25 protein-coding genes are annotated in these 23,739 nt (G+C 71.5%); 10 read left to right on the plus strand and 15 right to left on the minus strand.

What is annotated here, in order from left to right:
• Nucleotides 1–81: 81 nt before the first annotated feature.
• On the plus strand, nt 82–1,284 hold the full coding sequence (locus tag V7Z97_RS11790; RefSeq protein ID WP_334163619.1) for a pyridoxal phosphate-dependent aminotransferase: 1,203 nt from the start codon (nt 82–84) through the stop codon (nt 1,282–1,284).
• A 3-nt stretch (nt 1,285–1,287) separates the two neighbouring features.
• Here V7Z97_RS11790 and V7Z97_RS11795 read toward each other — a convergent pair whose 3' ends face one another.
• Nucleotides 1,288–1,524, minus strand: a complete 237-nt coding sequence (locus V7Z97_RS11795) for a DUF2171 domain-containing protein (RefSeq protein ID WP_334163620.1) — start codon at nt 1,522–1,524, stop codon at nt 1,288–1,290.
• An 88-nt stretch (nt 1,525–1,612) separates the two neighbouring features.
• Here V7Z97_RS11795 and V7Z97_RS11800 point away from each other — a divergent pair, with 88 nt between their 5' ends.
• Both V7Z97_RS11800 and V7Z97_RS11805 read left to right on the plus strand, forming a co-directional pair.
• On the plus strand, nt 1,613–2,071 hold the full coding sequence (locus V7Z97_RS11800; protein WP_334163621.1) for a DUF2214 family protein: 459 nt from the start codon (nt 1,613–1,615) through the stop codon (nt 2,069–2,071).
• Nucleotides 2,068–2,244 carry a DUF4169 family protein gene (locus tag V7Z97_RS11805; protein WP_334163622.1) on the plus strand — a complete coding sequence of 59 codons (177 nt, stop codon included), beginning with the start codon at nt 2,068–2,070 and terminating at the stop codon, nt 2,242–2,244. Before V7Z97_RS11800 ends, V7Z97_RS11805 begins: the two co-directional genes overlap by 4 nt.
• Here V7Z97_RS11805 and V7Z97_RS11810 read toward each other — a convergent pair.
• A complete protein-coding gene (locus V7Z97_RS11810; protein ID WP_334163623.1) occupies nt 2,241–3,917 on the minus strand; it encodes a CHASE domain-containing protein in 1,677 nt (558 codons plus the stop codon). The genes V7Z97_RS11805 and V7Z97_RS11810 overlap by 4 nt on opposite strands.
• 94 nt (nt 3,918–4,011) lie before the next feature.
• Nucleotides 4,012–4,770 (minus strand): Coq4 family protein, encoded by a 759-nt coding sequence (locus V7Z97_RS11815; RefSeq protein WP_334163624.1) that lies wholly within the window; start codon nt 4,768–4,770, stop codon nt 4,012–4,014.
• A gap of 103 nt (nt 4,771–4,873) precedes the next feature.
• On the opposite strand from V7Z97_RS11815, the gene V7Z97_RS11820 reads away from it, so the two are divergent.
• Nucleotides 4,874–5,086 (plus strand): ribbon-helix-helix domain-containing protein, encoded by a 213-nt coding sequence (locus V7Z97_RS11820; protein WP_334163625.1) that lies wholly within the window; start codon nt 4,874–4,876, stop codon nt 5,084–5,086.
• A gap of 3 nt (nt 5,087–5,089) precedes the next feature.
• Here V7Z97_RS11820 and V7Z97_RS11825 read toward each other — a convergent pair whose 3' ends face one another.
• Both V7Z97_RS11825 and V7Z97_RS11830 read right to left on the minus strand, forming a co-directional pair.
• The gene (locus V7Z97_RS11825; protein WP_334163626.1) at nt 5,090–5,386 is read right to left on the minus strand and encodes a hypothetical protein; all 297 of its coding nucleotides are present in this window, start codon (nt 5,384–5,386) and stop codon (nt 5,090–5,092) included.
• Between the two features lie 14 nt (nt 5,387–5,400).
• A complete protein-coding gene (locus V7Z97_RS11830; RefSeq protein ID WP_334163627.1) occupies nt 5,401–5,622 on the minus strand; it encodes a hypothetical protein in 222 nt (73 codons plus the stop codon).
• A gap of 97 nt (nt 5,623–5,719) precedes the next feature.
• Between V7Z97_RS11830 and V7Z97_RS11835 the strand changes: the two genes are divergently transcribed.
• Entirely contained in the window at nt 5,720–8,050 is a 2,331-nt protein-coding gene (locus tag V7Z97_RS11835; RefSeq protein WP_334163628.1) for an ATP-dependent helicase, read from the plus strand.
• Between the two features lie 3 nt (nt 8,051–8,053).
• On the opposite strand, the gene V7Z97_RS11840 is transcribed toward V7Z97_RS11835, so the two are convergent.
• Nucleotides 8,054–8,515 (minus strand): DUF7662 domain-containing protein, encoded by a 462-nt coding sequence (locus V7Z97_RS11840; protein WP_334163629.1) that lies wholly within the window; start codon nt 8,513–8,515, stop codon nt 8,054–8,056.
• A 119-nt stretch (nt 8,516–8,634) separates the two neighbouring features.
• Here V7Z97_RS11840 and V7Z97_RS11845 point away from each other — a divergent pair, with 119 nt between their 5' ends.
• From V7Z97_RS11845 to V7Z97_RS11855, 3 genes are all read left to right on the plus strand, one after another.
• Nucleotides 8,635–9,132, plus strand: coding sequence for a hypothetical protein (locus V7Z97_RS11845; RefSeq protein WP_334163630.1), 498 nt, complete (start codon nt 8,635–8,637; stop codon nt 9,130–9,132).
• A gap of 43 nt (nt 9,133–9,175) precedes the next feature.
• Nucleotides 9,176–10,042, plus strand: a complete 867-nt coding sequence (locus V7Z97_RS11850; RefSeq protein ID WP_334163631.1) for a 50S ribosomal protein L11 methyltransferase — start codon at nt 9,176–9,178, stop codon at nt 10,040–10,042.
• A 75-nt stretch (nt 10,043–10,117) separates the two neighbouring features.
• Nucleotides 10,118–10,519, plus strand: a complete 402-nt coding sequence (locus tag V7Z97_RS11855) for a hypothetical protein (RefSeq protein ID WP_334163632.1) — start codon at nt 10,118–10,120, stop codon at nt 10,517–10,519.
• A 58-nt stretch (nt 10,520–10,577) separates the two neighbouring features.
• Here the strand turns inward: V7Z97_RS11855 and V7Z97_RS11860 are convergent, their stop codons facing one another.
• On the minus strand, nt 10,578–10,928 hold the full coding sequence (locus tag V7Z97_RS11860; RefSeq protein ID WP_334163633.1) for a GIY-YIG nuclease family protein: 351 nt from the start codon (nt 10,926–10,928) through the stop codon (nt 10,578–10,580).
• A gap of 104 nt (nt 10,929–11,032) precedes the next feature.
• Here V7Z97_RS11860 and V7Z97_RS11865 point away from each other — a divergent pair, with 104 nt between their 5' ends.
• Together V7Z97_RS11865 and V7Z97_RS11870 are read left to right on the plus strand one after the other, a co-directional pair.
• Nucleotides 11,033–12,844, plus strand: a complete 1,812-nt coding sequence (locus tag V7Z97_RS11865; protein WP_334163634.1) for an aminopeptidase P family protein — start codon at nt 11,033–11,035, stop codon at nt 12,842–12,844.
• A gap of 4 nt (nt 12,845–12,848) precedes the next feature.
• Complete coding sequence (locus V7Z97_RS11870; protein ID WP_334163635.1) at nt 12,849–13,682, plus strand: class I SAM-dependent methyltransferase; 834 nt, start codon at nt 12,849–12,851, stop codon at nt 13,680–13,682.
• Here the strand turns inward: V7Z97_RS11870 and ligA are convergent.
• From ligA to ftsA, 8 genes are all read right to left on the minus strand, one after another.
• A complete protein-coding gene (gene ligA, locus V7Z97_RS11875; RefSeq protein ID WP_334163636.1) occupies nt 13,679–15,772 on the minus strand; it encodes an NAD-dependent DNA ligase LigA in 2,094 nt (697 codons plus the stop codon). The two genes, V7Z97_RS11870 and ligA, sit on opposite strands and share 4 nt — an antisense overlap.
• A gap of 33 nt (nt 15,773–15,805) precedes the next feature.
• On the minus strand, nt 15,806–17,503 hold the full coding sequence (recN, locus tag V7Z97_RS11880; protein WP_334163637.1) for a DNA repair protein RecN: 1,698 nt from the start codon (nt 17,501–17,503) through the stop codon (nt 15,806–15,808).
• Nucleotides 17,504–17,543: 40 nt separating this feature from the next.
• Nucleotides 17,544–18,464 carry an outer membrane protein assembly factor BamD gene (locus tag V7Z97_RS11885; protein ID WP_442958030.1) on the minus strand — a complete coding sequence of 307 codons (921 nt, stop codon included), beginning with the start codon at nt 18,462–18,464 and terminating at the stop codon, nt 17,544–17,546.
• Nucleotides 18,465–18,597: 133 nt separating this feature from the next.
• Nucleotides 18,598–19,203, minus strand: coding sequence for an MSMEG_1061 family FMN-dependent PPOX-type flavoprotein (locus V7Z97_RS11890; protein WP_334163639.1), 606 nt, complete (start codon nt 19,201–19,203; stop codon nt 18,598–18,600).
• Between the two features lie 64 nt (nt 19,204–19,267).
• Complete coding sequence (gene lpxC, locus V7Z97_RS11895; RefSeq protein WP_334163640.1) at nt 19,268–20,176, minus strand: UDP-3-O-acyl-N-acetylglucosamine deacetylase; 909 nt, start codon at nt 20,174–20,176, stop codon at nt 19,268–19,270.
• A 158-nt stretch (nt 20,177–20,334) separates the two neighbouring features.
• Nucleotides 20,335–20,568, minus strand: a complete 234-nt coding sequence (locus V7Z97_RS11900) for a hypothetical protein (RefSeq protein ID WP_334163641.1) — start codon at nt 20,566–20,568, stop codon at nt 20,335–20,337.
• 82 nt (nt 20,569–20,650) lie between these two features.
• The gene (ftsZ, locus tag V7Z97_RS11905; protein ID WP_334163642.1) at nt 20,651–22,120 is read right to left on the minus strand and encodes a cell division protein FtsZ; all 1,470 of its coding nucleotides are present in this window, start codon (nt 22,118–22,120) and stop codon (nt 20,651–20,653) included.
• 273 nt (nt 22,121–22,393) lie between these two features.
• Nucleotides 22,394–23,734: a cell division protein FtsA gene (gene ftsA / locus V7Z97_RS11910; RefSeq protein ID WP_334163643.1), complete on the minus strand. Its 1,341-nt coding sequence runs from the start codon at nt 23,732–23,734 to the stop codon at nt 22,394–22,396.
• Between the last annotated feature and the right edge of the window lie 5 nt (nt 23,735–23,739).

The raw sequence follows: 23,739 nt of genomic DNA on the forward strand, positions 1-23,739 counted from the left end.
AACCGCAGGTTTGCCGCAGGGCCGGCTTGGGTTAAACCGCGCCCGCAGTGCAGCATCGACCCACAGGGGACCCGCTCCGCCATGTCGCTCCAGTCCGCCGCCCTATCCCGCGTCAAGCCGTCCGCCACCCTGGCGGCGGACCAGAAAGCGCGCGAACTGAAGGCGCAGGGGCGTGACGTGATCGGCCTGGCGGCGGGCGAGCCCGACTTCGACACGCCGGACAACATCAAGGAAGCGGCCATCAAGGCCATCCGCGACGGCAAGACGAAGTACACCAACGTCGACGGCATTCCCGAGTTGAAGGAGGCCATCTGCGCCAAGTTCAGCCGCGAGAACGGCCTGACCTACAAGCCCAGCCAGATCAACGTCTCCCCGGGCGGCAAGCCGGTGATCTGGAACGCCATGATCGCCACCCTGAACCCGGGCGACGAGGTGATCGTGCCGACGCCTTACTGGGTGAGCTACTGGGACATCGTGCTGCTGGCCGGCGGTACGCCGGTGGCTGCGCCGACCAGCGCCGAGACCGGCTTCAAGCTCCGCCCGGACGACCTCGAGCGCGTGATCACGCCGAAGACCAAGTGGATCCTGCTGAACTCGCCGTCGAACCCGTCGGGCGCGGCCTACACGCGCGCCGAGTTGAAGGCGCTGGCCGACGTCCTCATGCGCCACCCGCAGGTCTGGATCCTCACCGACGACATGTACGAGCACCTGGTGTTCGGCGACTTCGAGTTCACCACCATCGCCCAGGTGGAGCCAGCCCTCTACGATCGCACCCTGACCATGAACGGGGTCTCCAAGGCCTACGCCATGACCGGCTGGCGGATCGGCTACGCCGGCGGCCCCGAGGAACTGATCAAGGCCATGGCCAAGGTCATGAGCCAGACGACCTCCAACCCGTCCTCGATCTCCCAGTGGGCGGCTGTGGAGGCCCTGAACGGCCCGCAGGACTTCATCAAGCCGAATGCGAAGCTGTTCGAGCAGCGCCGCGACCTGGTGGTTTCGATGCTGAACCAGGCCAACGGCATCAAATGCCCGACGCCGGAGGGCGCCTTCTACGTCTATCCGTCCTGCGAGGGGCTGATCGGCAAGACCGCGCCCAGCGGCCGGACGATCGGTTCGGACCAGGACTTCGCTACCGAACTCCTGGAGGCCGAGGGGGTGGCCGTGGTGCACGGCGCGGCCTTCGGGCTCTCGCCGTTCTTCCGGATCAGCTACGCGACGTCCAACGCGGTGCTGGAGGACGCCTGCGGCCGCATCCAGCGGTTCTGCGCCAACGTGCGCTGAGCCCTAGATCCGCATCTTCCAGGCCGCGGTCGCGGCGTCCTTGGTGCGGTTGAGCCAGACCTTGTCGTCCTCGACCCGGTCGACCCAGCTCAGCGGCACCATGTGATGCTTGAGGCCGGCGGTCAGGTCGAGCTTGCTGAGCTCGATCTCGTCGCCCACCAGGTGGTCGACCTTGCCGACGTGATCGCCGTCGGAGCCGACGACTTCCATGTGCGGGTGGATGTCGGAGGGTTGGACCATATCGTTTCCTCGTGCTGCGGGCAGGCCCCGAAACGAGGAAGCGGCGGCCACGGTTGCGCTCGCCGCCGCGCGTGGCATGGTCGCCGGCATGACCCTCGACCTGATCCTGGCGATCGCCCACCACCTGCTGGCCTTCGGCCTCGCGGCCATCCTGACCGCCGAGATCGCACTGCTGCGGCCGGGACTCACCGCGTCGGGCCTGAGGCGGCTGGGCCTGGTGGACGCCCACTACGGCCTGCTCGCCGTCCTGCTGATCGTCGTGGGCCTGCTGCGGGTGTTCTACGGGATCAAGGGCCCCGACGCCTACCTGCCCAACCCGTGGTTCTGGGCCAAGATGGCGGCGTTCCTGGCGGTGGGCCTGCTCTCCGTCCCGCCGACCGTGAGCATGCTTCGCTGGCGGCGCAAGGTGAGGCTCGAGCCCGCCTTCAGTCCCTACCAGGACGAGGTGGAGCGGGTGCGCGCCTGGCTGCTGGCCGAGGCCGCGCTGTTCGTCCTGATCCCGGTGTTCGCCGCGTTCATGGCCCGCGGGCCCGGCCTGCCCGCATGACCGGGCCCATCAATCTCAACAAGGCGCGCAAAGCCCGCGCCCAGGCCGAGGCGAAGAAGGCCGCCGCCGAGAACCGGGCCCGCTTCGGCCGCACCAAGGCGGAGAAGACGGTGTCGCGCCTGGAAGCCGAGAAGGCCCGCCGCCTGCACGACCAGGCCCGGCGCGAGGACTAGGCGCTCGCCGGCTCGCCCGCTTCCAGGGGCAGGTCGATGGTGCAGCACACGCCCTGCGGTCGGAACGCCAGGTCCACGTGGCCGCGCAGCTGCCGGCGCAGGCCCGTTTCGATCAGCCGCGAGCCGAAACCGCGGCGGCTGGGCGGCGTCACGGGCGGACCGCCCCGCTCCTCCCACACGAGTTTCAGCCAGTCGGAGCCGTCCTGCTGGCGGAGGGTCCAGGCAATCTCCACCCGCCCCTCTTCGCCGGAGAGCGCGCCGTACTTGAGCGCATTGGTGGCCAGCTCGTGCAGGGCCATGCCCAGCGCCAGGGCGGTGTCTGGGGCCAACCACACCTCCTCGCCGGTCACGTCGATCCGGTTGCGGGCCCCGGCGTAGGGTGCGAGTTCCACCTCCACCAGCTCCCGTAGCCCCGCCCCGCGCCAGTGGTCGCGGGTGAGCAGGTTGTGGGTCTCACTGAGCGCCAGCAGGCGGGATTCGAAGCTCTCCCGGGTCGCCGCGAGGCTCTTGCCTTCCCGCAGGGTCTGGGCCGCGATCGACTGGACGGTGGCCAGGGTGTTCTTCACCCGGTGGTTCAGCTCGCCCACCAGCAGTTCGCGCTGCTGCTCGCTCTCCCGCCGCGCCGCCACCTCCACCTCGGCCGCCACCCGCGCCTGCGCCTGCCACCAGGAAGCCGCCGCCACCATCAGGGTGGCCAGAAGCCCGCCGGCGAAGAACACTCCCCCGAGCCCGCGGGTGGAATCCAGGTCGAATCCCGGGGAGGAATAATAGCCGATGCGCCATGTGCGGCCGGCCACCGCCAGTTCCCGCGTCGCCTGCAGCCGCGCCGCGCGGCCCATCTCCTCCGGCGTGCCGGCGAAGGACTTGTGCAGCAGCCCCTGGGGCCCCTTGGCGTCGTCGTAGACGGCGATGTGCACCCGTCTCTGGCCTTCCTCGCCCAGAATGCCGCGCAGCAGGTCGTCCGCCCGGAAGGGACTGTAGGCGAAGCCGATCAGCTGCACGCGCCGCTCCGCCAGGGTCGCCGGCGCGGTCCCACCCCGGTAGACCGGTGTGTAGATGAGGAAGCCGGCCTGCTTGTCCTCGTCGATCTCCTGCACGAGCTCGACCTTGCCCGACATGGTGCTGGTGGCCTGGTCGCGCGCCGCCGACATGGCCGCCCGGCGGATGGGGTCGGTCGACATGTCGAACCCGATCGCCGCCCGGTTTCGGCGATCCATCGGCTCGAGGTGGACGATGGCCTGGACCTCGGCGCGTGGCGTTTGCGGATGGACCGACACGTCGGCGGCGTGCAGCCGGGCGAGCAACGCATCGGTCGCCTGGCCGCTGACTCCCGGCAGGACGAGGCTGTATCCCACCCCCTGGACGCCCGGGTACATCTCGGGGAGACGCAGACGCTTGGCGTAGATGCGGAACTCCTCGCGGGTCACCTCACCGTCGCTGGCGGCGATCATGCCTGCGGTGGCGCGCAGGACCGTGAGATAGGCCTGCATCCGGCTGCCGATCTCGTCGTGCGCCTGCTGGACGGCGTTCGCGAACCGCTCCTGCTCCTTGGCGCGGCTCAGCCGTTCGACCTGCAGCCCCGCTATGGCGCTGGCCAGCACTCCGATCGCCAGGACGATAAGCGGCAGGACGTGCGGCGGAACCCGCCCGCGCGTCCTCAGCTTGTTCAGCACACCGCTCGCCACCGCAGCCCCTGCCTGGAAAGCGGACTTCCCTGCCTCAATGTCAGGCAGGTGTCGAGGTTCCCCGGCGGGCGAAAGCGCCTGTTCAGCGGGCGGCGACCACCAGGTCGCGCGCGTCACGAGGAATGGAGTCGTAGATGGTCGCCGGCGTGATGCCGAGGCGGCGGCGGGCCTGGTCGAGGGGCTCGGCCATCAGCCGCTCGTAGTCCTCGCCCAGGAGCCAGGCCGCGCGACGGCCGCGCTGGTAGCCCTGCCAGATCGCCTTCCGGTACGGGTAACGCTTCTCCTTCAGGGAGCGCAGGCCCGCGCCGACCGCGATCAGCGCCCAGCCGAGGCCCTTGGTCTGCGCGTAGGAGAAGGCCACCAGGCAGGCCTCGCCCAGGGCGTCCCGATGATAGCCGGACAGGATGTGCCAGACATCGTGCACGTCGCGGGTGCGGCGGCCGAACCAGGCGTAGGGGTGCTGCTCCTCGATGGAGGCCAGTCCCTTGCGGCTCACCTCCGCCAGGCCCTCGGCCGACAGGCGCTCGGACCGGACGAAGTCGCGGTAGGCCGCGCCCACCGAGCCGGCCGGCAGGCTGTCCAGCCAGGCGTCGTCCATCAGCCGCTGGGCGAACTCCTCGCGGGCGTAGGCGATGCGGCCGCCCTGCTGGGTCTCCAGAAGTCGGTGATAGCCCCTGGCCGTGGCGCTGCCGTTCAGCGCGCGCATGATCTCGAACACCTGGGTGGTGTCTTCCTTGTCGGCCAGAAGGCGGCGCAGCGCGCGGATCGCGTGCGGCCAGTCCAGCTTCGCGGACACCCGGGCCCCGGGAGCCTCGCCGCGGATCGTGTCGGCCATCGCCATGGTCGTAAGAACCCTCGTCAGTGCCCAGTGCGGAAAATGACGATGGCGTCACCTTCCCGCAAGAGGGGTTTGACGCATAGCGGCCATGCATGAACAAAGGCTCATGGCCTCGCTGCGAAAACGCTCGGTCCTGCTCTCCGGCCACGCGACCTCGATCGCGCTGGAGCCCGAGTTCTGGGCCGTGCTGGAAGAGATGGCTTCCGCGCGCGGCGGCAGCCTCGCGGGCCTGATCGGCCGGATCGACGCGCAGAGGGGCGAACGCCCCCTCGCCTCCGCCTGCCGCGTGGCGGCCCTGAGGTTCGCCCAGGGCGCCTGAGCGCTACTGCGGCGCGGGCTGCGCCGGCCCGTTCACCACTCCGCCGGGCGTGGCGGGCGCGTCGCCGCTGGCGGGCGCCGGCGGCATGATCGAGGTTCCCTCGGCGGCGGAGGGCGTCGTGCCGCCCTGCGGCGTGACGTCGGAGCCGCCCCGCTGCATCAGCGCCACCACCAGCCAGCCCACGAGGAGCGCGAGCACGATCCAGACGAGCGGCGGGATGTTGCGGGTGGCCTTGCGGGGCTCCGGCTTGTCGAAGCTGTCGCGCTCGGTCGTCGGATGGCGCGGGCTCTGGTCGCTCATGGGGTCTCCCTCTCTCACTTCGGCATCGGCAGCGGCGCGTCCGGGATGCGCGGAGCGTCCGGCAGCCGTGGCGACGGCAGGTCCGGCATGGCCGGCGCGACCCGGATGTCCATTTCCCGACCTGCGTCGCGCCACCGGGACCAGGCGGTCCACCCGAGCGCCAGCAACAGGGCCACGACCGCGCCAGCGAGGAACGCGACCCAGGTCGGCGTGCGTCGTCCGGATGTCTCGGCCATGGCGGACTCCGATACCTTCGCCCTGCCAAACGACGCCCCTGCGGCGAAGTTCCTCACAGGCCTTAAGCCGGGGGCGCCGTGTGCTACATATGTTCCGATGTTCCCTCCCGAATCCCAGTCCGAGCACCAGCCCCCCGCCCCGCGCATCAGCGACCTGGCGCGGGTCGATTCACGTCCCGCCGACTACCTCGACGGCCTGAATCCCGAGCAGCGGGACGCCGTCGAGACCGTCGAGGGGCCTGTCCTGGTGCTGGCCGGCGCGGGCACCGGCAAGACGCGGGTCCTGACCACCCGCCTGGCCCACATCCTGGCCACCGGCCGGGCGCGGCCGTGGGAGCTGCTGGCGGTCACCTTCACCAACAAGGCCGCGCGCGAGATGCGCGAGCGGATCACCCACATCATCGGCCCGCAAGCCGAGGGCCTTCGCTGGCTGGGCACCTTCCACTCCGTGGCCGCCCAGATCCTGCGCCGCCACGCCGAGCTGGTGGGCCTGAAGTCGAACTACACCATCCTCGACGACGACGATCAGGAGCGGCTGATCAAGCAGGTCCTCGAGGCCGAGAACGTCGACGCCAAGCGCTGGCCGGCGAAGATGCTGGCCGGCCTGATCGACCACTGGAAGAACCGCGGCTGGCGCCCGGACCAGCTTCCCGCGGCCGAGAACGCCCAGTTCGCCAACGGCCGCGGCCAGGCGCTGTACCGCCTGTATCAGGAGCGGCTGCGCATCCTGAACGCCTGCGACTTCGGCGACCTGCTGCTGCACAACATCACCATCTTCACCAGCCAGCCGGACGTGCTGGCCGAGTACCACGACCGGTTCCGCTACCTGCTGGTGGACGAGTACCAGGACACCAACGTCGCCCAGTACCTGTGGCTGCGGCTGCTGGCCCAGAAGCGCCAGAACGTCTGCTGCGTCGGGGACGACGACCAATCGATCTACGGCTGGCGCGGCGCGGAGGTGGACAACATCCTGCGCTTCGAACGCGACTTCCCGGGCGCCAAGGTGATCCGGCTGGAGCGCAACTACCGCTCCACCAGTCACATCCTGGCCGCCGCCTCCGGCCTGATCGCCGCCAACAAGAGCCGGCTCGGCAAGACGCTGTGGACCGAGGCCGAGGGCGGCGAGAAGGTCATCGTCCGCGGCGTCTGGGACGGCGAGGCCGAGAGCCGGCTGATCGCCGACGAGATCGAGCGCGCGAGGCGCAATGGCCGCCGATACCGCGACATCGCCATCCTGGTGCGCGCCTCCTTCCAGATGCGGGCCTTCGAAGAGCGCTTCGTCCTGCTGCAGATCCCCTACACGGTGGTCGGCGGCCCCCGGTTCTTCGAACGCGCCGAGATCCGCGACGCCCACGCCTACCTGCGTCTGATCCAGTCGGAGGACGACGACCTCGCCTTCGAGCGGATCGTCAACACGCCCAAGCGCGGGATCGGCGACACCACCGTCCAGAAGCTGCTGCAGATCGCCCGGCTGAACGGCACGCCGGTGGTCCACGCCGCCCGGCAGGTGGTGCTGACCGACGAGCTCGCCGCCCGCACCCGCACCGCGCTGGCCAACTTCCTGCGCGACCTCGACCGCTGGCGCGCCGACGCCCAGCACATCGCCCACCCCCGCCTGATGGAGCAGGTGCTGGAGGAGAGCGGCTACACGGACGCGCTGCGCCTCGACAAGAGCCCGACCGCCCAGACCCGGCTGGAGAACCTCAAGGAGCTGGTCCAGTCGATGGGCGCCTTCGACACCCTCGAGGCCTATCTGGAGCACGTCTCCCTGGTAATGGACCTCGACCGCGGCCCCGCCGCCGACGCCGTCCAGGTGATGACGCTGCACTCCGCAAAGGGCCTGGAGTTCCCACTCGTTTTCCTGCCCGGCTGGGAGGAAGGCGTCTTCCCGTCCCAGCGCTCCATGGACGAGAAGGGCGAAAAGGGCCTCGAGGAGGAGCGACGCCTGGCCTACGTCGGCATCACCCGCGCCCGGGAGGAAGCCCGCATCTCCTTCGCCGCCAACCGGCAGGTCTATGGCCGCTGGACCAGCCAGCTTCCGTCGCGCTTCGTGGACGAGCTGCCGGTCGCCAATGTCGAGGCCTCCTCGGAGACCGGCTACTACGGCGGCGGCCCGGGAATGCAGCAGCACGGCAGCCGCTGGGACGAGAGCCCCTCCTTCGGGGCCGGCTACTCCTCCCCCGGCTGGAAGCGCGCCCAGCAGGCCAACTACCGCGGCAGCCATCCCGGCCGGCAGCAGGTGATCGAGGGCGAGGGCCGGCTGATCGCCGAGAGCTCCGCCGCCAGCGCCTACAAGCGCGGCGACCGCGTCTTCCACATCAAGTTCGGCTACGGGAAGGTCGCCGGCGTCGAGGGCAACAAGCTCACCGTCCAGTTCGACAAGGCGGGCGAGAAGAAGGTCCTCGACAGCTTCGTGGAGAAGGGGTGAGGCCTAGGTCCGCCGCCTGAGGCCCTTCATCAGCAGGGCGCCCAGCCCCGCCACCACCGCCACGCCGCCGGCCGCGAGCGCCGCCATGCCGAGCGTCCGATGCCGGCTTCCGGCGGCCGCCCGGGGAGTTGCGGCGTCCACCGTCGCGGGCGCCGGGACGGGGGCTTCCACGCGCTCCGGCGGGATCTCGCCGACGGGCGGCAGGACCGTCGCCACCGCCGCCGGGGCGGTCTCGCTGCGCCGGAAGGTGACGAGGCTGCGGGCGTGGTCCACATCGGCTTCGAAGCCGTGGGCGCTCCAGGCCCTGGCGTGGGGCTTGTCCATGCCGGACCACCAGGATTTCCCCGTCCGCGCCGACTTCGGCAGCGGGAAGCCCAGCACCTCCTCGATCTCGGCGAAGCTAGCCTGCCACTCGTTGGCGGGATGCCCGGCCAGCCGGTCGGACAGCGGATTGTATTTGCTCATGGCGACGTCTCCCCGGGCCTCAACGCACGGTCCGCCATATGGCGCCAGCCTTGGCCCTGAACCAACCGTCGGCTTGCGCGCTGTAGCGGCCTGGAACTCGATCATCAAAGGCTTCAGCCGTGGATCTCAAGACCTTGTTCGCGGGGATTGGCGTGGCGGCCGTGTCGGGCCTGCTGCTCGGCGGGGCCATGCAGCCGGACCTCCGCGGCGACGAGCGCCCGGAGGGCCCGCAGATCTTCGCCGGCTGGTCCGGGACGCGCTCCACCGGCCCCTTCGACGACGGCCTTACCCTCGCCTACTTCCAGGGCCGGGTTCCGGACTATGTGGTCGGCACCGACTGGAAGCAGGCCATTGCCTGGCGGGAGACGCCGGAGATCGCCGAGACGGCGGCGGATTACTCCGCCTTCGACGAACCGGAACCCGCGCCCGACGCCGGCGCCTACGCCGCCGATGCGTCCTGGCAGGAGCCGGCCGCGGAACCGCCCACCTACCCCTCCATGAGCGGCGGCGTGGCCTACGGCGCCGACCTGCCGCCACCGCCTTCGCCCCCGGCCGACCTCGATCCCGAGGCGATGCCCGAGGCCACCGGCGACACCACGGTCGTCATCCGCGGCTGATCTCCCCTCGCCTTTCGCCGCCCCGGCCGCTAGACGGCGCGGGATGACCGACGAGGCCCTGCAGATCACCGCTCGCGGACCGCGCGCCGAGGCCGAGGCCGCCGCGGCCCGGATCGACGAGACGCCCGCCACCGAGACCCTCACCTATTCCATCCTGGAGGAGGACGAGGACCACGACGTCTGGCGCATCGACGCCTTCCCGACCTCCGAGGAGGAGCGCGCAGCCCTCGTGGAGGTTCTGGGCGCCCATCCCGCCTTGCGCACGACCACCGAGAAGCTGGCCGACGCCGACTGGCTGGCCATGGCGCTGTCCGGCCTGCCGCCGGTCCGCGCGGGGCGGTTCTTCGTCTACGGCGCCCACGACCGGGGACTGGCGCCGGCGAGCACGGTGAACCTGCGGATCGAGGCGGGCGCGGCCTTCGGCACCGGCCACCACGGGACGACCGTCGGCTGTCTGCAGGCCTTCCACGACCTCTTGAAGGCCCGCCGCTTCGAGAAGGTGCTGGACGTGGGCTGCGGCACCGGGGTCCTCGCCATCGCCGCGGCGCGCACGGGCTCGCGCGTGGCCATCGGCACCGACATCGACGCCCCTTCCGTGCGCATCGCCAACGAGAACGCCGCCCTGAACCGCGCCACGGCCCGCTTCGTCCACGCCAGCGGCCTGGACGACCCCCGGGTACGCGGCGACGCGCCCTACGACCTCGTCTTCGCCAACATCCTCGCGCCGCCGCTCGTGGCCCTGTCCCAGGACATCAAGGGCGCCCTGAAGCCCGGGGGGATCGCCATCCTGTCGGGGCTCCTCCGCACGCAGGAGCGACGGGTCTTCGCGGCCTATGCGTCCAAGGGCTTCCGGCTGGTGCGGCGGCTGCACCGTGACGCCTGGGCCACGCTGGTGCTGCGTCGCGCCTGATCGGACCGGAACCGGCGCTGAACAAATGACGTTTCTCCGCCTGACGGCCCAGCTTGGGCCGGCGGAGACGAGATCATGTCGGACGACATCGAACGGACCACCACCACGACCACCAGCCCGACCACCACGGTCGTGCACAGGCGCGGCGGCAGCGCGGGCTGGTGGGTCGCCGCCCTCATCGCCGTCGTGGCGGTCGTGGGCGTGATCTTCTTCATGAGCAGCATGACGGGTGACCGGAACGCCGAACTGCAGGCGGCCCGCGAGGCCGGCGCGTCGGAGGCCACCGTCGCCGCGGCCGCGGCCACCGCCCAGCAGGCCGCCGCCGACGCGAGCCGCTCTGCCCAGGCGGCGATGGAGACCACCGCCCAGGCCACCGAGGCCATGGCCGAAGACGCCCAGCAGGCCGCCCGCGACACCGCCGACGCCGCGGCGGAGGCTTCCGCTGACGCGGCCGAGACCGCTCCGTCGCAGCCCTAAGGGGCGCCTGGAGAGCCGGAGCGGGGGCGCGGGCGTCCAGGCGACGCCCGCGCCGTCCTCAGCTGAAGATTTTCCTGGCGGCCAGTTGCGCCTGCCAGTGCGCGAGCCGGTCCTTGAGCCGGCTGTCGACGACGTAGGTCCCGAGGTCCTTGTCGTCGATCGCCTCCACGACCTCGAACGTCAGCGTGTCGGGACCGTGCTCGGTCCAGGCGGCATGCAGATCTCGATTCAGACGCCCGCCCGGGCCCATCCGGAGCGAAAACCAGATCGCGTTCTGCTGCTGGCCGAGGTTGCGGGACGCGCCGACCCACGCCTCGCCGGTCGCCGCGCAGCGGACGGCGAAGACGCCGATCTGGGTCTTCTTCTCCTTGAAATGCCGGATCAGGTCGCGGCGGCGCTGCTTGTCCATGCACGCTCGCTAGCCTGCGTCGGATCGCCTGTCAATTTTACCCGGACATAATAGTTGGGGTGAGCGGCCTTTGCCCCGAGGGCCGAAGCGACTAAATCCGTGGCATGCGCCAGACCTTCGACGAGACCACCGACCGCTCTTTCGGCCCCCGGCACGTGCCCCTGATCCGCCAAGCCATGGCCGAGCAGGGCCTCGACGGGCTGCTCGTGCCGCACGAGGACGAGCACCAGAACGAATATCTCCCCGCCGCCAACGACCGCCTGGCCTGGGCCACCGGCTTCACCGGCTCGGCCGGGGCGGCGGTGATCCTGAAGGACAAGGCCGCCGTCTTCGTCGACGGCCGCTATACCCTGCAGGTGCGCGACCAGGTGGACACCGGCGTGTTCGAGATCCGCGACCTCGTGGAAGGCGGCGTCCCCGCCTACCTGGAGGCCGCCGCCGGCAAGGGCCAGAAGATCGGCTACGATCCGCGACTTCATAGCCCTGACGCCCTGGCCCACCTGAAGGCCGCCGCCGCCAAGGCCGGCGCGGAACTGCAGCCGGTCACGCCCAACCCGCTGGACAAGGCCTGGGGAGACGCCCGCCCGCCGCAGCCCGTCGCGCCGGTCGTCCCCCACCCGCTGGCGTATGCGGGAGAGGACTCCCCGGCCAAGCGGGCGCGCGTCGGCGGAGCCCTGGCGGGCGGCGCCGACGCCGCGGTGCTCACCGCGCCGGCCTCCATCGCCTGGCTGTTCAACATCCGCGGCGGCGACGTCATCCGCTCCCCCCTCCCCCTGGCCCAGGCGATCCTCAACCGCGACGGCACGGCCCGCCTGTTTCTCGACCCGCAGAAGGTCACGCCCGACCTTCCCGCCTGGCTCGGCAACCAGGTCCGGCTGGAAACGCCGGACGACCTGCCCGCTGCGCTAACCGAGCTGCGCGGGAAGAAGGTGGTGGTCGACCCCGCCCAGTCCTCCGCCTGGTACTTCGAGGCCCTGGCCGCCGCCGGCGCCGAGGTGGTCCGCGCCGAGGACCCCTGCGCCCTGCCCCGCGCCTGCAAGAACGCGGTGGAGATCGAGGGCGCCCGCAAGGCCCATGCCCGCGACGGCGCGGCGCTGACCCGCTTCCTCCACTGGCTGGCGACTGAGGGGCAGACCAGTCCGCCCGACGAGATCACCGCCGTGTCAAAGCTCGAGGCCTTCCGCGAGGCCACCGGCGCCCTGAGGGACCTCTCCTTCGACACCATCGCCGGCGCGGCCTCGAACGGGGCGATCGTCCACTACCGTCCCACCCAGCGGCTCAACAAGCGCGCCGAGCCGGGCTCGCTCCTGCTGATCGATTCCGGCGCCCAGTACCTGGACGGCACCACCGACGTGACCCGCACGGTGGCCATCGGCGAGCCGAGCGCGGAGATGCGCGAGCGCTTCACCCTGGTGCTGAAAGGCAACCTCGCGCTGGCCCGCGTCCGCTTCCCGGCCGGCACGACCGGCACGCACCTCGACGCGCTCGCCCGCATGGCGCTCTGGGCCCATGGCCTCGACTACGACCACGGCACCGGCCACGGCGTCGGCAGCTACCTGGGCGTCCACGAAGGCCCGCAACGGATCGCCAAGGCGCCGAACACCGTCGCGCTCCGGCCCGGCATGATCCTGTCCAATGAGCCGGGCTACTACAAGGAAGGCGCCTACGGGATCCGCATCGAGAACCTGCAGGTGGTCACCCCGCCGGAGGCGATCCCCGGCGGCGAGCGCCCGATGCTCGGCTTCGAGACCCTGACGCTGGCGCCGATCGACCGACGCCTGATCGCGGCCGACCTGCTCACCGCCGAGGAGCGCGCCCAGCTCGACGCCTACCACGCCCGCGTGCTGGCGGTGGTCGGGCCGCAGGTGGAGCCCGAGGTCCGCGCCTGGCTCGAACACGCCTGCGCGCCGGTCTGATCCCATGAGCGAAGCCCCCAACGCCGCCCAGGTCGCCTACTGGAACGACGCCGCCGGCCAGACCTGGGCCGAGATGCAGGAGGCGCTGGACCGCCAGCTCGCCCCGCTCGGCCGCGCTGCCATGGCCGCGCTGGCGCCCAAGCCCGGCGAGCGCCTGCTCGACGTCGGCTGCGGCGCCGGCCAGACGACCCTCGAACTGGCGGCCGCCGTCGCGCCCGGCGGCGAGGTCGTCGGGCTCGACATCTCCCGCCCGCTACTGGAGGTCTCGCGCGGCCGTCCGGCCGCCGCCGCCGTCAGCTTCCTCGAAGGCGACGCCCAGACCCACCCGTTCGAGCCGGCGAGCTTCGACGGCGCCTTCTCCCGGTTCGGCGTGATGTTCTTCGCCGACCCGCCGGCCGCCTTCGCCAACATCCGCCGGGCGCTGAAACCGGGCGGCCGGCTGGCCTTCGTCTGCTGGCGCGGCATGGGCGAGAACCCGATCATGACCGCCCCGCTGACGGCGGCGCTGGCCCACCTGCCCGCGCCGTCGCCGCCCGATCCCACGGCGCCCGGGCCCTTCGCCTTCGCCGATCCGGACCGCGTCCGAGGCATCCTGCGGACGGCCGGATTCGAAGGGATCGAGCTTGCCCCCCACGACGAGAAGATCGGCGGCGGGGACCTGCGCACGGCGGTCGGCCTGGCGCTGCGGGTCGGTCCGCTCGGCATGCTGCTGCGCGAGAACCCCAACAAGCGCGACGTCGTGGTGGCCGCCATCCGCGACGAGCTCGCCCGGCACGAGGGCCCTGACGGCGTGAAGCTCGACAGCGCGACCTGGATCGTGACCGCCCGGACGCCCTAGCCGCCCACCAGCTCCAGCCACTCGTCCTCGGTGAGGACCTGGATGCCGAGCTCGGCGGCGGTCTTCAGCTTGGACCCCGCGCCGGGGCCGGCCACCACCAAGTCGGTCTTCTTGGACACGGAGCCGGAGACCTTGGCCCCGAGCCGCTCGGCCTGGGCCTTGGCCTCGTCGCGGGTCATCTTCTCCAGCGCGCCCGTGAAGACCACGGTCTTGCCGGCCACGGCGGTGTCGGTCTTCGGCGCCTCGGCGTCCTGCACGGTGAGCTGGGCCTTCAGGTCCTGGACCATGGCCCGGTTGTGGTCCTCGGCGAAGAAGGCGGCCGCCGCCTCGATCACCGCCCCGCCGATCTGGTCCATGTCGTCCAGCTCCTGGACCGCCTCGGGATCGCGGGCCGCGACCCTGTCCATCGCCTCCAGGAAGGCGTCCACGCTGCCGTAGCCGCGGGCCATGACCACCGCGGTCGTCTCGCCGATGTGGCGGATGCCGAGGCCGTAGATGAAGCGGTCGAGGGGAATGGTCCGGCGGGCCTCGATACCGTCCAGCAGGTTCTTCACGCTGGTCTCGCCGAACCGCTCCAGCGCCAGCAGCTCCTCGCGCTTCTCGTGCAGGCGGAAGATGTCGGCCGGCGAGTTCAGCCAGCCCCGCTCGCTGAACAGGGTGAGCTGCTTCTCCCCGAGCCCCTCGATGTCGAAGGCGCGGCGGCTGACGAAGTGGCGCAGGTGCGCAAGCTTCTGGAAGGGACAGGCGAACTCGCCCGAGCAGCGGCGCACCACCGTCTCGGCGCCCGACGCCGTGGTTTCGCGCACCACCTCGGTGTGCAGCGGGCACGGGCAGGCGTGCGGGAACTCGTAAGGAGCGGCGTCCTTCGGCCGCTCCTCGGGCACGACGCCCAGGATCTGCGGGATCACGTCCCCCGCCCGCTGCAGGATCACCGTGTCGCCGACACGGACGTCCAGGCGGGCGATCTCGTCGGCGTTGTGCAGGGTGGCGTTGGTCACCACCACGCCGCCCACCGTCACCGGCGTCAGCCGCGCCACGGGGGTGAGCGCGCCGGTGCGGCCGACCTGAATGTCGATCGCCTCCAGCACGGTGCGGGCCTGCTGGGCCGGGAACTTGCGTGCGATCCCCCAGCGGGGAGCGCGGGAGACGAAGCCCAGCCGCTGCTGCCAGTCCAGGCGGTCGACCTTGTAGACCACGCCGTCGATGTCGTAGCCGAGCTTCGGCCGCGCCGCCTCCATGTCTCGATAGGCGGCCAGGAGCCCCTCCACGCCCTGCACGCACTGGCTCTCGGGCGTCGTCCGGAAGCCCCAGCTCTTCAGGAGCCGCAGCGCCTCCCACTGGCTCGTGGCGAAGGACTCGCTGACGTAACCCCAGGCGTAGGCGAAGAAGCGCAGCGGCCGCTGGGCGGTGACCTTGGGGTCAATCTGGCGCAGCGACCCCGCCGCGGCGTTGCGCGGGTTGGCGTAGGTCTTCTGGCCCGCCGCCTCGGCCGCGGCGTTCAGGGCCGCGAACTCCTCGTGGCCCAGGTAGACCTCGCCGCGGATCTCGATGACCTCGGGCCAGCCTGTCCCCGCCAGGCGCTTGGGGATCTCGCCCACGGTGCGGACGTTGGCGGTGACGTCCTCGCCCACCCGGCCGTCGCCCCGCGTGGCGGCGCGGACCAGCACCCCATTCTCGTAGCGGATCGAGCAGGACAGGCCGTCGATCTTCGGTTCGGCGGTGTAGGCCACCTCCTCGTCCAGCCTCAGGAACCGCCGCACGCGGGCGTCGAACTCGACCGCATCCTCGTCGGAGAAGGCGTTGTCGAGGCTGAGCATCGGCACGCCGTGCTCCACGGGCGCGAACTGCTCCGAACGCGCCGCCCCAACCCTCAGCGACGGTGAGTTCTCGCGGATCAGGTGCGGGAAGCTCGCCTCGATCTCGGCGTTGCGCTGCTTCAGCGCGTCGTACTCGGCGTCCGAGATCGAGGGCTCGTCGTGCTGGTAGTAGCGGATGTCGTGCGCCGCGATCTCGTCGGCGAGGAAGGTCAGCGCCTCGACGGCTTCGGCCTCGGTGAGCTGGTCGACGGGTTTGGCGCGGGCAGAATCCATGGCGCGGACCCTAGCCCAACCCCGCCCGGTCGATCACGCCCCGATCAGCGCCCGGGCGGCGGCGCGGGCGGCGTCGGTGATCTGGGCGCCGGCGAGCATGCGGGCGATCTCCTCCTCGCGATCGGCGGGGGACAGCACCTCGACGGCCGTGCGGATGCGCTCGCCCTCGCCGGCCTTGGCGATGCGCCAGTGGGCCTCGGCGCGCGCAGCGACCTGGGGCGAGTGGGTCACCACCAGCACCTGCGCCTTGGCGGCGAGCTTCTTCAGGCGCAGGCCGACGGCGTCGGCCACCGCGCCGCCGACGCCCTGGTCCACCTCGTCGAAGATCATCAGCGGCTGCGGCCCGGTCCCGCGGCCGGCGAGCGACGCCTTTAGCGCGAGCGCGAAGCGCGCCAGCTCGCCGCCCGAGGCGATGGCGCCGAGGTCGCCGAACGGCGCGCCCGGGTTGGTGGCGATCTCGAAGGCGACGCGGTCCAGTCCCGCGGGGCCGGCGCGCTCCTCGGCGAGCGGCTCCACCGCCACGCGGAAACGGGCCTTGTCGAGCTTCAGCGGCGCGAGCTCCGCCATCACGGCCTCGGCCAGCCGCTCGCCCGCCGCGCAGCGGGCGGCGGTGAGCTCGCCCGCTGCGGCGACATAGGCCTCGCGGGCGGACTTCAACGCGGCCTCGGCGGCCTTCAGGTCCTCTTCCGAGGACTCCACGGCCCGGAGCCGCTCGGCGAAGCGCACGCGCAGCAACGGCAGCTCCTCCACCGAGACGCCGAGCTTGCGGGCGAGGCCCCGAAGGTCGAACAGCCGCTCCTCGGTCTTCTCCAGCCGGTCGGGCTCGAACTCAAAGGCCTCGGCGGCCGCGTCGATCGCCGCCTCCGCCTCGCCCGCCTCGATGAGCACCCGGTCCAGCGCCTCCGACGCTTGGCTCAGCCGGGAGACCGCCGCCCCCTCCTGCGCGGCGCCGGCCGTCACCGCCCGCTCGCGCGCCCGCTCCAGCGCCCGGATCGCAGTGGCCACCTTCGGCCCCAGGCCGTCGAACGTCTCGCGCGCAGAAGCGATGTCGGTCAGGGCCTTCTCGGCGGCCCCCAGGACCGCCCGCTCCTCGGCGAGCTGGGTCTCCTCGCCTTCGCGGGGATCCAGGCGGTCCAGTTCGGACAGCCGCAGCTGCAGCTCCTCCGTCTCCGCGGCGGAACGGTTCACCGCCTCGCGCAGCTCGTCCACCCGCTCGCGCGCCGCGCGCCAGTCGCGCCAGCGTTCGCCGACCGCCGCCAGGAGTTCGCCGAGATCGCCATAGGCGTCGAGCATCGGCCGATGGGTGCGCGCATCGAGCAGGCCCACGGTCTCGTGCTGGCCGTGGACCTCGAGCAGCCGCTCGCCCACCTCCTTCAGCACGCCCACGCCTGTGGCCTGGTCATTGACGAAGGCACGGCTGCGCCCGTCGGCGCCGAGCGTCCGGCGGAGCACCAGGTCTTCATCGCGGGCGTAGGAGAGGCCCTTCTCCTCCAGCAGGTCCCAGACCGGATGGTCGGCTGCAGGGGCGAAAACCGCGGAGGCGGCGGCCTGCTGGGCGCCGCGGCGCACCAGGCCCGCGTCGGCGCGAGCCCCTGTGGCGAGGCCGAGCGCGTCCAGGATGATCGACTTGCCCGCCCCGGTCTCGCCGGTAAGCGCGGTCAGCCCCGGCCCGATGGACAGGTCCAGGGACTCGATCAGCACGACGTCGCGGATCCAGAGGCCGATCAGCATGGGTGCAGGATCACCCGGAATCGGGCCGGGCGGGAAGGGCTCAGTTCGCCTTAGGTTCCGTCGCCGCGGCGTCCGTGGCGGCAGCCTCGGGAACGGCGGCGGGCGGCTTGATGGTCTCCCGCTTGTCCTTGCGGAACGGGATCTTCAGGAAGCCGCGCCGGCCGCCGCCCTCGGGCTCCACCACAGGCCGCAGGCCGCGCGAGGTGAGCAGCTTGTAGGCGTCGCCGTACCAGGCGTCGCCGGGGAAGTTGTGGCCCAGCACGGCGCCGTTACGCCTGGCCTCCTCGGCCAGGCCCAGCGTCAGATAGGCCTCGACCAGGCGGTAGAGGGCTTCCGGCGTGTGGCTGGTGGTCTGGTAACGCTCGACCACGGTACGGAACCGGCCGATGGCGGCGAGCGTGTCGCCGTTGCGCAGGTACCAGCGCCCGACGGTCATTTCCTTGCCGGCCAGCTGGTCGTTGACCATGTCGATCTTCAGCCGCGCGTCGGCGGCGTATTCGGTGCGCGGATAGCGTTGCACCACCTCGCGCAGGCCGGCCAGCGCCTGCCCGGTCGCCGCCTGGTCGCGGCCCACGTCGACGATCTGCTCGAAGTAGCAGATGGCCTTGATGTAGTGGGCGTAGGCCGCCGCCGGATTGCCCGGATAGAGCTGGATGAAGCGTTCCGCGTCGGCGATCGCCTCGGGGTAGTCGTTCCCCTGGTAGTGGGCGAAGGCCTGCATCAGGATCGCGCGGCGCGACCACTCCGAATAGGGGTGCTGGCGCTCCACTTCCTGGAAGTAATTCACGGCCTGGGCCCACTGGCGGCGGTCCAATCGGTCCGCGCCCGTGGCGTAGAGCAGCTCGACCGGCCGCTCCTCATAGACCAGCCGGGGCTTCTTCTGGCGGCCGGCGCACCCGGTCAGGGCGAGGGCGCAGACGCCGGCCACGAGCGCCGGACGAGCCCACGAATTGCGAAGCAAGGACACCTTCACCTCAAAGGACAGACGCGCGCCCCCACGCGAGGAGTCGCTTCTACACCACGCCGGGCGCCTGGCAAACGGAAGCGCCCGCGCCTGCGACCATGGCGCGCGAAAGCGGCCAAGGTGGGGCGGATCAGAGCGTCTCGCGCAACTGGGCGACCTGCTCCTCGTGGGTCACGGTCGGCTTGGGCAGGCCGATCTGGTCGGACACCATCTCCGCGAGCGACGGCAGCGTCGAGCGGTCCACCCGGTGGCTGTCGCCCCACAGCTCGGCGCGCATCAGCGCCTTGGGACAGTGCAGGAAGGCCTCGCGCACGGCGATCCGCAGCACCGAGCGCGGCGGCTTGCCGAACTCCACGAAGGTCTCGATCAGGGCGGGGTCGTCGGCCAGTTCCGCCCGCCCGTTCACCCGGTAGATGTCGTCGATCCCCGGGATCATGAACATCAGTCCGATCTCGCCGGTCTCGGCGAGGTTCTTCAGGGAATCGATGCGGTTGTTGCCGGGCCGGTCGGGCATGAAGAGGGTTCGCCCCGCCTCGTCCACCTTCACGAAGCCCGGCCCACCGCCGCGGGGCGAGACGTCGACGCCGCCCTGCCCCACCGATCCCATCACCAGGAACGGCGATAGCGCGATGAACCGGCGGCCGTGGTCGTCCACGTGGTCTATCGCCTTGGCCACGGTGAACTGATGCGGGGGCCTGTAGAGCCTCGCCAGCTGATCCTGCATGGTCTCGGACATGGACGCCTCCCCGCGGTCGCGCCCAGTCAAGCAGACTTGCGAATTACTCGCAACAAGCCGGGCGTCAGACCGCCTCGGCGAGGTCCTCTACGAAGGTCTTCACGCGCCAGGCGTCGGGCCGGGCCAGCAGCGCGCGCACCAGCTGGTTGTTGATCGCATGTCCAGCCAGTTCGCCCTCAAACCGGCCGACGATCGGCATGCCGAGGACGTAGAGGTCGCCGATGGCGTCCAGGGCCTTGTGGCGCACGAACTCGTCCGGGCGGCGCAGGCCCTCCGGGTTCAGCACCCGGTCGCCCTCGATCACCACCACATTGTCCATCGAGCCACCGCGGGCGAGGCCCATGGCGCGCAGGGCCTCCACCTCGTGCAGGAAGCCGAAGGTGCGGCAGTCGGCGAGTTCCCGGCGGAAGGTCGGGCCGTCCATGGCCATGTCGATCGCCTGCGTGCCGATGACGGCGGTCGGGAAGCGGATCTCGAAGGCCACCTCGAAGCGGGCTGCGGGCGACAGGCTGGCCCGCTTGTCGCCGTCCACCACCTCGACCGTGTCCAGAATCTCGATGTAGCGACGGGCCGCCTCCTGCCCGCGCCGGCCGGCGCGATCGAGGATGCGGACGAAGGGCTCCGACGAGCCGTCCATGATCGGCATCTCAGGCCCGTCGAGCTCGACCACGGCATTGTCGATACCGAGCATGACCATGGCGGCCATCAGGTGCTCGATCGTGGAGACGGTCACGCCCGCGGCGTTGCCGATCACGGTGCCCAGCTGGGTCTTGCAGACGGCCTCGCCCGTGGCGGGCACGCGGTTGTCGCGGTCGGTCACATCCGTGCGGACGAAGACGATCCCGTGGTCAACCGGCGCCGGGCGCACGTCGACGCGCGTGTAGGCGCCCGTGTGGACGCCGACGCCGGCGAAGAGCGCCGGGGCCCGGAGCGTGTGCTGGAACGCCCGGTCTTGAAATGCGTCTGCGGACAAGGGGACCTTCCTGATACTCGCGCGAGCGGCCATTCGGCCGCACGACGTCCCACGGTCTGGTTAAGGCGTTTGCCGCAGCGCAGCAAAACACTTGCTGTTTCGCTTTGTTTCGGTTCGGGACAGCCGACGACGCCCGCGTGGAAAACGTCGTCCGGCCGTCAACCGGCGGGGTGGCGCGCCGTGTAGCGGGCGCCGCCGACCAAGGCGTCGGTGCGGTCGTGGATTGAGACGAAGGCCTCGTCACCAGCGCGGCTGAGCGCCTGGGCGAGGCTGCGGGCGTGCTCCTCGGCGCGGCGTCCGGACAGGAACAGCAGGGGGTGGGTCTCGCCTTCGCAGCGCACCGTCCAGCCGCCGTCCACTGGGCCCACCGAAATCCTGTGCTCGCGCCGCATGACCGCCTCCCCGCAGGTTTGCCGCAGGGAGGAGCCTAGACCCAACACCGGTCGCCCGGCATTCACGTTTGTTGGAGACGCGCTAGTTCGCCAGCCGGCGCAGGAAGGACGGGATCTCCAGGTCCTCGCCTGCCTCGGGCTGCTCCACCGGCGCGGGCGCCTCGGCCGCCACGGCGGCGGCGCCGCGGCTCGCTGCGGATCGCGGGGCCGGAGCGGGCTGGGCCTGCTGCGCGTCGTAGCGCGGCCGGCCGCCGAACAGGCTCAGGAAGCCACCGCGCGGGCGCCGGGTCTCGTAGGGCTCGGCGAACAGCGGCTCGTCATCGGAGACCTCCTCCACCGCCGGATCCACGATCCGGGTGACCGGCGGGGCGACGACCTGGGGCTCGGGCGCGGCGGCCACAGGGGCCGCATAGAGATCCGGCTGCTCTTCTTCCACGGCCTCGGCCTCGTAGGCCACCGGCTCGGGCGCCGCCGAGACCGTCGGTTCGGGGACGGACGCGAGCGCGGCCGGGGTGGTGTCGACGCGCAGCGGCTGGGCCGTGGTGTTGGCCCGGCGCTCCAGGCGCGGCTCGATGGCGGCGATCGAGACCCCGTCCATGCCGGTCGCCACGACCGACACGCGGATCATGCCGTCCAGCGCCGGGTCGAAGGCGGCGCCGAAGATGATGTTGGCTTCGGGGTCCACCTGTTCCGAGATGGCGTTCGCCGCCTCGTCGACCTCGAGCAGGGTCATGTCGAGGCCGCCGGTGACGTTCACCAGCACGGCCTTGGCGCCCTTCAGGGAGACCTCGTCCAGCAGCGGGTTCTGGATGGCGTTCTGTGCGGCCATCAGGGCGCGGTCGTCGCCCGTCGCCTCGCCCGTGCCCATCATCGCCTTGCCCATTTCGGTCATGACGGTGCGGACGTCGGCGAAGTCGAGGTTGATCAGGCCGGGCAGCACCATCAGGTCGGTGATCGAGCGGACGCCCGAGTGCAGAACCTGATCCGCCATGCCGAAGGCCTCGGCGAAGGTTGTCCGCTCGTTGGCCACGCGGAACAGGTTCTGGTTGGGGATGACGATCAGGGTGTCGACGTAGCGCTGCAGCTCACCGATGCCGGCGTCGGCCAGACGCATGCGGTGACGGCCTTCGAAGTGGAAGGGCTTGGTGACCACGCCGACCGTCAGGATGCCTCGCTCGCGGGCGCACTTGGCGATGATCGGGGCCGCGCCCGTGCCGGTGCCGCCGCCCATGCCGGCGGTGATGAACACCATGTGCGCGCCGTCCAGGTGCTCGCCGATCTCAGGGATCGACTCCTCGGCGGCGTGCATGCCCACTTCCGGATGCGCCCCGGCGCCCAGGCCCTGCGTCGCCTGCACGCCGAGCTGGATGCGGCGGTCCGTCCTGGCGAACTGCAACTGCTGCGCGTCGGTGTTGGCGACGACGAATTCGACGCCCTCGAGCCCCGCCTCGATCATGTTGTTGACGGCGTTGCCGCCCGCGCCGCCCACGCCGAACACGACGATCCGCGGCTTCAGTTCTGTCGCCTGCGGAGCTGAGAGAGAAATTGCCATCGGACCCCTGCGTCCTTCCCAAAATCGGTCTCAGCGCCGACCGACCCCCCAGCCGGCGCTTCTTAAGGATGGGTTTAAAATTGCGCCCCTCATCCTTAAGCGAGGGTTAAGGGCATAGCGTGAGTCGTTCGCCGTTCGACCCCGCCGCAGGCTAAAAAACCGCTTGTTCCACAAGGAGTCGCGCGAATCGCGCGGGTGGCTGCGACCACCTGTCTCGCAGCATCAAGCGGCACCGTAAAGCGCCGGTCCCGGGCCCGGCCGCCGGCCTTGCGCCTAGAGGTTCTCGCGGAGCCAGGCGGCGGCCTTGGCGACCGGGTTGGCGTGGGGGTCGAGCGGTTCGCGGCGGAGCTTGGCGGAGGCGAGCGCCTTGGCGCTGACCGCCTCCCGGGGGCCGAAGGCGGCGCGGTGCAGGATGCCGGCGGCCGCCGTGAACGCCGGGCCGGACGCGGCGTCGGCGAGGTGCGGAACCCGGCGGGGCCGGCCCAGGCGCACCGGGCGGTCGAACACGCGGACGGCCACCTCGCGCACGCCGGCCAGCTGGCTCGCGCCGCCGGTCAGCACCAGACCCGCCCCCGGCTCGACCGGGGCGCCCGAGGCTTTCAGGCGGTCGCGCAGGAGCTCGAGGGTCTCCTCGACGCGGGGGGCGATGATGCCCTTCAGCAGGGACCGGGGCGCAACGACGGGGCCGGCGCCGGGGTCGTCGCCGCGGGGCGGGGCCTCGATCATCTCGCGGTCCTCGTTGGCCGAGGCGATGGCGGAGCCGTGCAGGGTCTTGATCCGCTCGGCGCCGGCGATGGAGGTGGAGAGGCCGCGGGCGATGTCCTGGGTCACGTGCTGGCCGCCGACCGGGACGGTCTCCACGTGGACCAGGGAGCCCGCGTTGAACACCGCCGCCGAGGTGGAGCCGCCGCCCATGTCGATGCAGACGGCGCCGAGGTCCATCTCGTCCTCCTCCAGCGCGGCGAGGGCGGAGACGAACGGCGCGGCGACGACGCCCTCGAACTGCAGGTGGGCGCGCTCGACGCAGGCGCCGAGGGTCTGGAAGACGGCTTCGGAGACCGAGACGACCAGCAGTTCGACGCCGAGCGTGCGACCGAACATGGCGCGTGGGTCGCGCACCCCGTTTTGTCCGTCGACGGACCACGCGATGGGCAGGATGTGAGCGGCGCGGCGGCCCGGGAGCTTGATCTGGGCGAGGGCGTGACTGATCGCGCGGACCAGGTCGTTGTCGCTGATCGGACGGGCGCCCAGGCTGACCCGGCCGGCCACGCGGGCGGAGGTCAGCTGGCCCCCGGCGGTGGCGACGGTGACCCCCTGCACGCTGACGCCGGCGACGTTCTCGGCCCGCTCCACGGCCTGGGCGATGGCCTCCGAGGCCTCGTCCAGGTTGACGATCGAGCCGCCGCGGATGCCGCGCGACTGGACATAGCCGACGCCGGCCGTGGTGAGGGTGCGGTCGGCGCGCCGCACGCCCTCCGGCTTCATGATGAAGCAGGTGACCTTCGAGGCGCCGAGGTCCACCGCGGCCACGACCTGCGGCGGCCGGATGGCCGCCCGGAGGCCCTCGCGGCCGTCCTTCTTCCTGGGATCTTCGCGCGTCGCCGACTTCAACATTCTGT

Origin of the sequence: Phenylobacterium sp. (genome assembly GCF_036821595.1) — a bacterium.
Lineage (GTDB): Bacteria > Pseudomonadota > Alphaproteobacteria > Caulobacterales > Caulobacteraceae > Phenylobacterium.

Excerpts from the sequence above, each read along its gene's own strand:
- V7Z97_RS11840 (WP_334163629.1), bottom strand. The coding sequence starts at position 8,515 with ATGAGCAAATACAATCCGCTGTCCGACCGGCTGGCCGGGCATCCCGCC.
- V7Z97_RS11825 (WP_334163626.1), bottom strand. The coding sequence starts at position 5,386 with ATGAGCGACCAGAGCCCGCGCCATCCGACGACCGAGCGCGACAGCTTC.
- V7Z97_RS11790 (WP_334163619.1), top strand. The coding sequence starts at position 82 with ATGTCGCTCCAGTCCGCCGCCCTATCCCGCGTCAAGCCGTCCGCCACC.
- V7Z97_RS11835 (WP_334163628.1), top strand. The coding sequence starts at position 5,720 with ATGTTCCCTCCCGAATCCCAGTCCGAGCACCAGCCCCCCGCCCCGCGC.
- V7Z97_RS11805 (WP_334163622.1), top strand. The coding sequence starts at position 2,068 with ATGACCGGGCCCATCAATCTCAACAAGGCGCGCAAAGCCCGCGCCCAG.
- V7Z97_RS11900 (WP_334163641.1), bottom strand. The coding sequence starts at position 20,568 with ATGCGGCGCGAGCACAGGATTTCGGTGGGCCCAGTGGACGGCGGCTGG.
- V7Z97_RS11830 (WP_334163627.1), bottom strand. The coding sequence starts at position 5,622 with ATGGCCGAGACATCCGGACGACGCACGCCGACCTGGGTCGCGTTCCTC.
- ftsA (WP_334163643.1), bottom strand. The coding sequence starts at position 23,734 with ATGTTGAAGTCGGCGACGCGCGAAGATCCCAGGAAGAAGGACGGCCGC.
- V7Z97_RS11860 (WP_334163633.1), bottom strand. The coding sequence starts at position 10,928 with ATGGACAAGCAGCGCCGCCGCGACCTGATCCGGCATTTCAAGGAGAAG.
- V7Z97_RS11890 (WP_334163639.1), bottom strand. The coding sequence starts at position 19,203 with ATGTCCGAGACCATGCAGGATCAGCTGGCGAGGCTCTACAGGCCCCCG.
- V7Z97_RS11820 (WP_334163625.1), top strand. The coding sequence starts at position 4,874 with ATGGCCTCGCTGCGAAAACGCTCGGTCCTGCTCTCCGGCCACGCGACC.
- V7Z97_RS11865 (WP_334163634.1), top strand. The coding sequence starts at position 11,033 with ATGCGCCAGACCTTCGACGAGACCACCGACCGCTCTTTCGGCCCCCGG.
- V7Z97_RS11800 (WP_334163621.1), top strand. The coding sequence starts at position 1,613 with ATGACCCTCGACCTGATCCTGGCGATCGCCCACCACCTGCTGGCCTTC.
- V7Z97_RS11855 (WP_334163632.1), top strand. The coding sequence starts at position 10,118 with ATGTCGGACGACATCGAACGGACCACCACCACGACCACCAGCCCGACC.
- V7Z97_RS11795 (WP_334163620.1), bottom strand. The coding sequence starts at position 1,524 with ATGGTCCAACCCTCCGACATCCACCCGCACATGGAAGTCGTCGGCTCC.
- V7Z97_RS11850 (WP_334163631.1), top strand. The coding sequence starts at position 9,176 with ATGACCGACGAGGCCCTGCAGATCACCGCTCGCGGACCGCGCGCCGAG.
- ftsZ (WP_334163642.1), bottom strand. The coding sequence starts at position 22,120 with ATGGCAATTTCTCTCTCAGCTCCGCAGGCGACAGAACTGAAGCCGCGG.
- V7Z97_RS11870 (WP_334163635.1), top strand. The coding sequence starts at position 12,849 with ATGAGCGAAGCCCCCAACGCCGCCCAGGTCGCCTACTGGAACGACGCC.
- recN (WP_334163637.1), bottom strand. The coding sequence starts at position 17,503 with ATGCTGATCGGCCTCTGGATCCGCGACGTCGTGCTGATCGAGTCCCTG.
- V7Z97_RS11815 (WP_334163624.1), bottom strand. The coding sequence starts at position 4,770 with ATGGCGATGGCCGACACGATCCGCGGCGAGGCTCCCGGGGCCCGGGTG.
- ligA (WP_334163636.1), bottom strand. The coding sequence starts at position 15,772 with ATGGATTCTGCCCGCGCCAAACCCGTCGACCAGCTCACCGAGGCCGAA.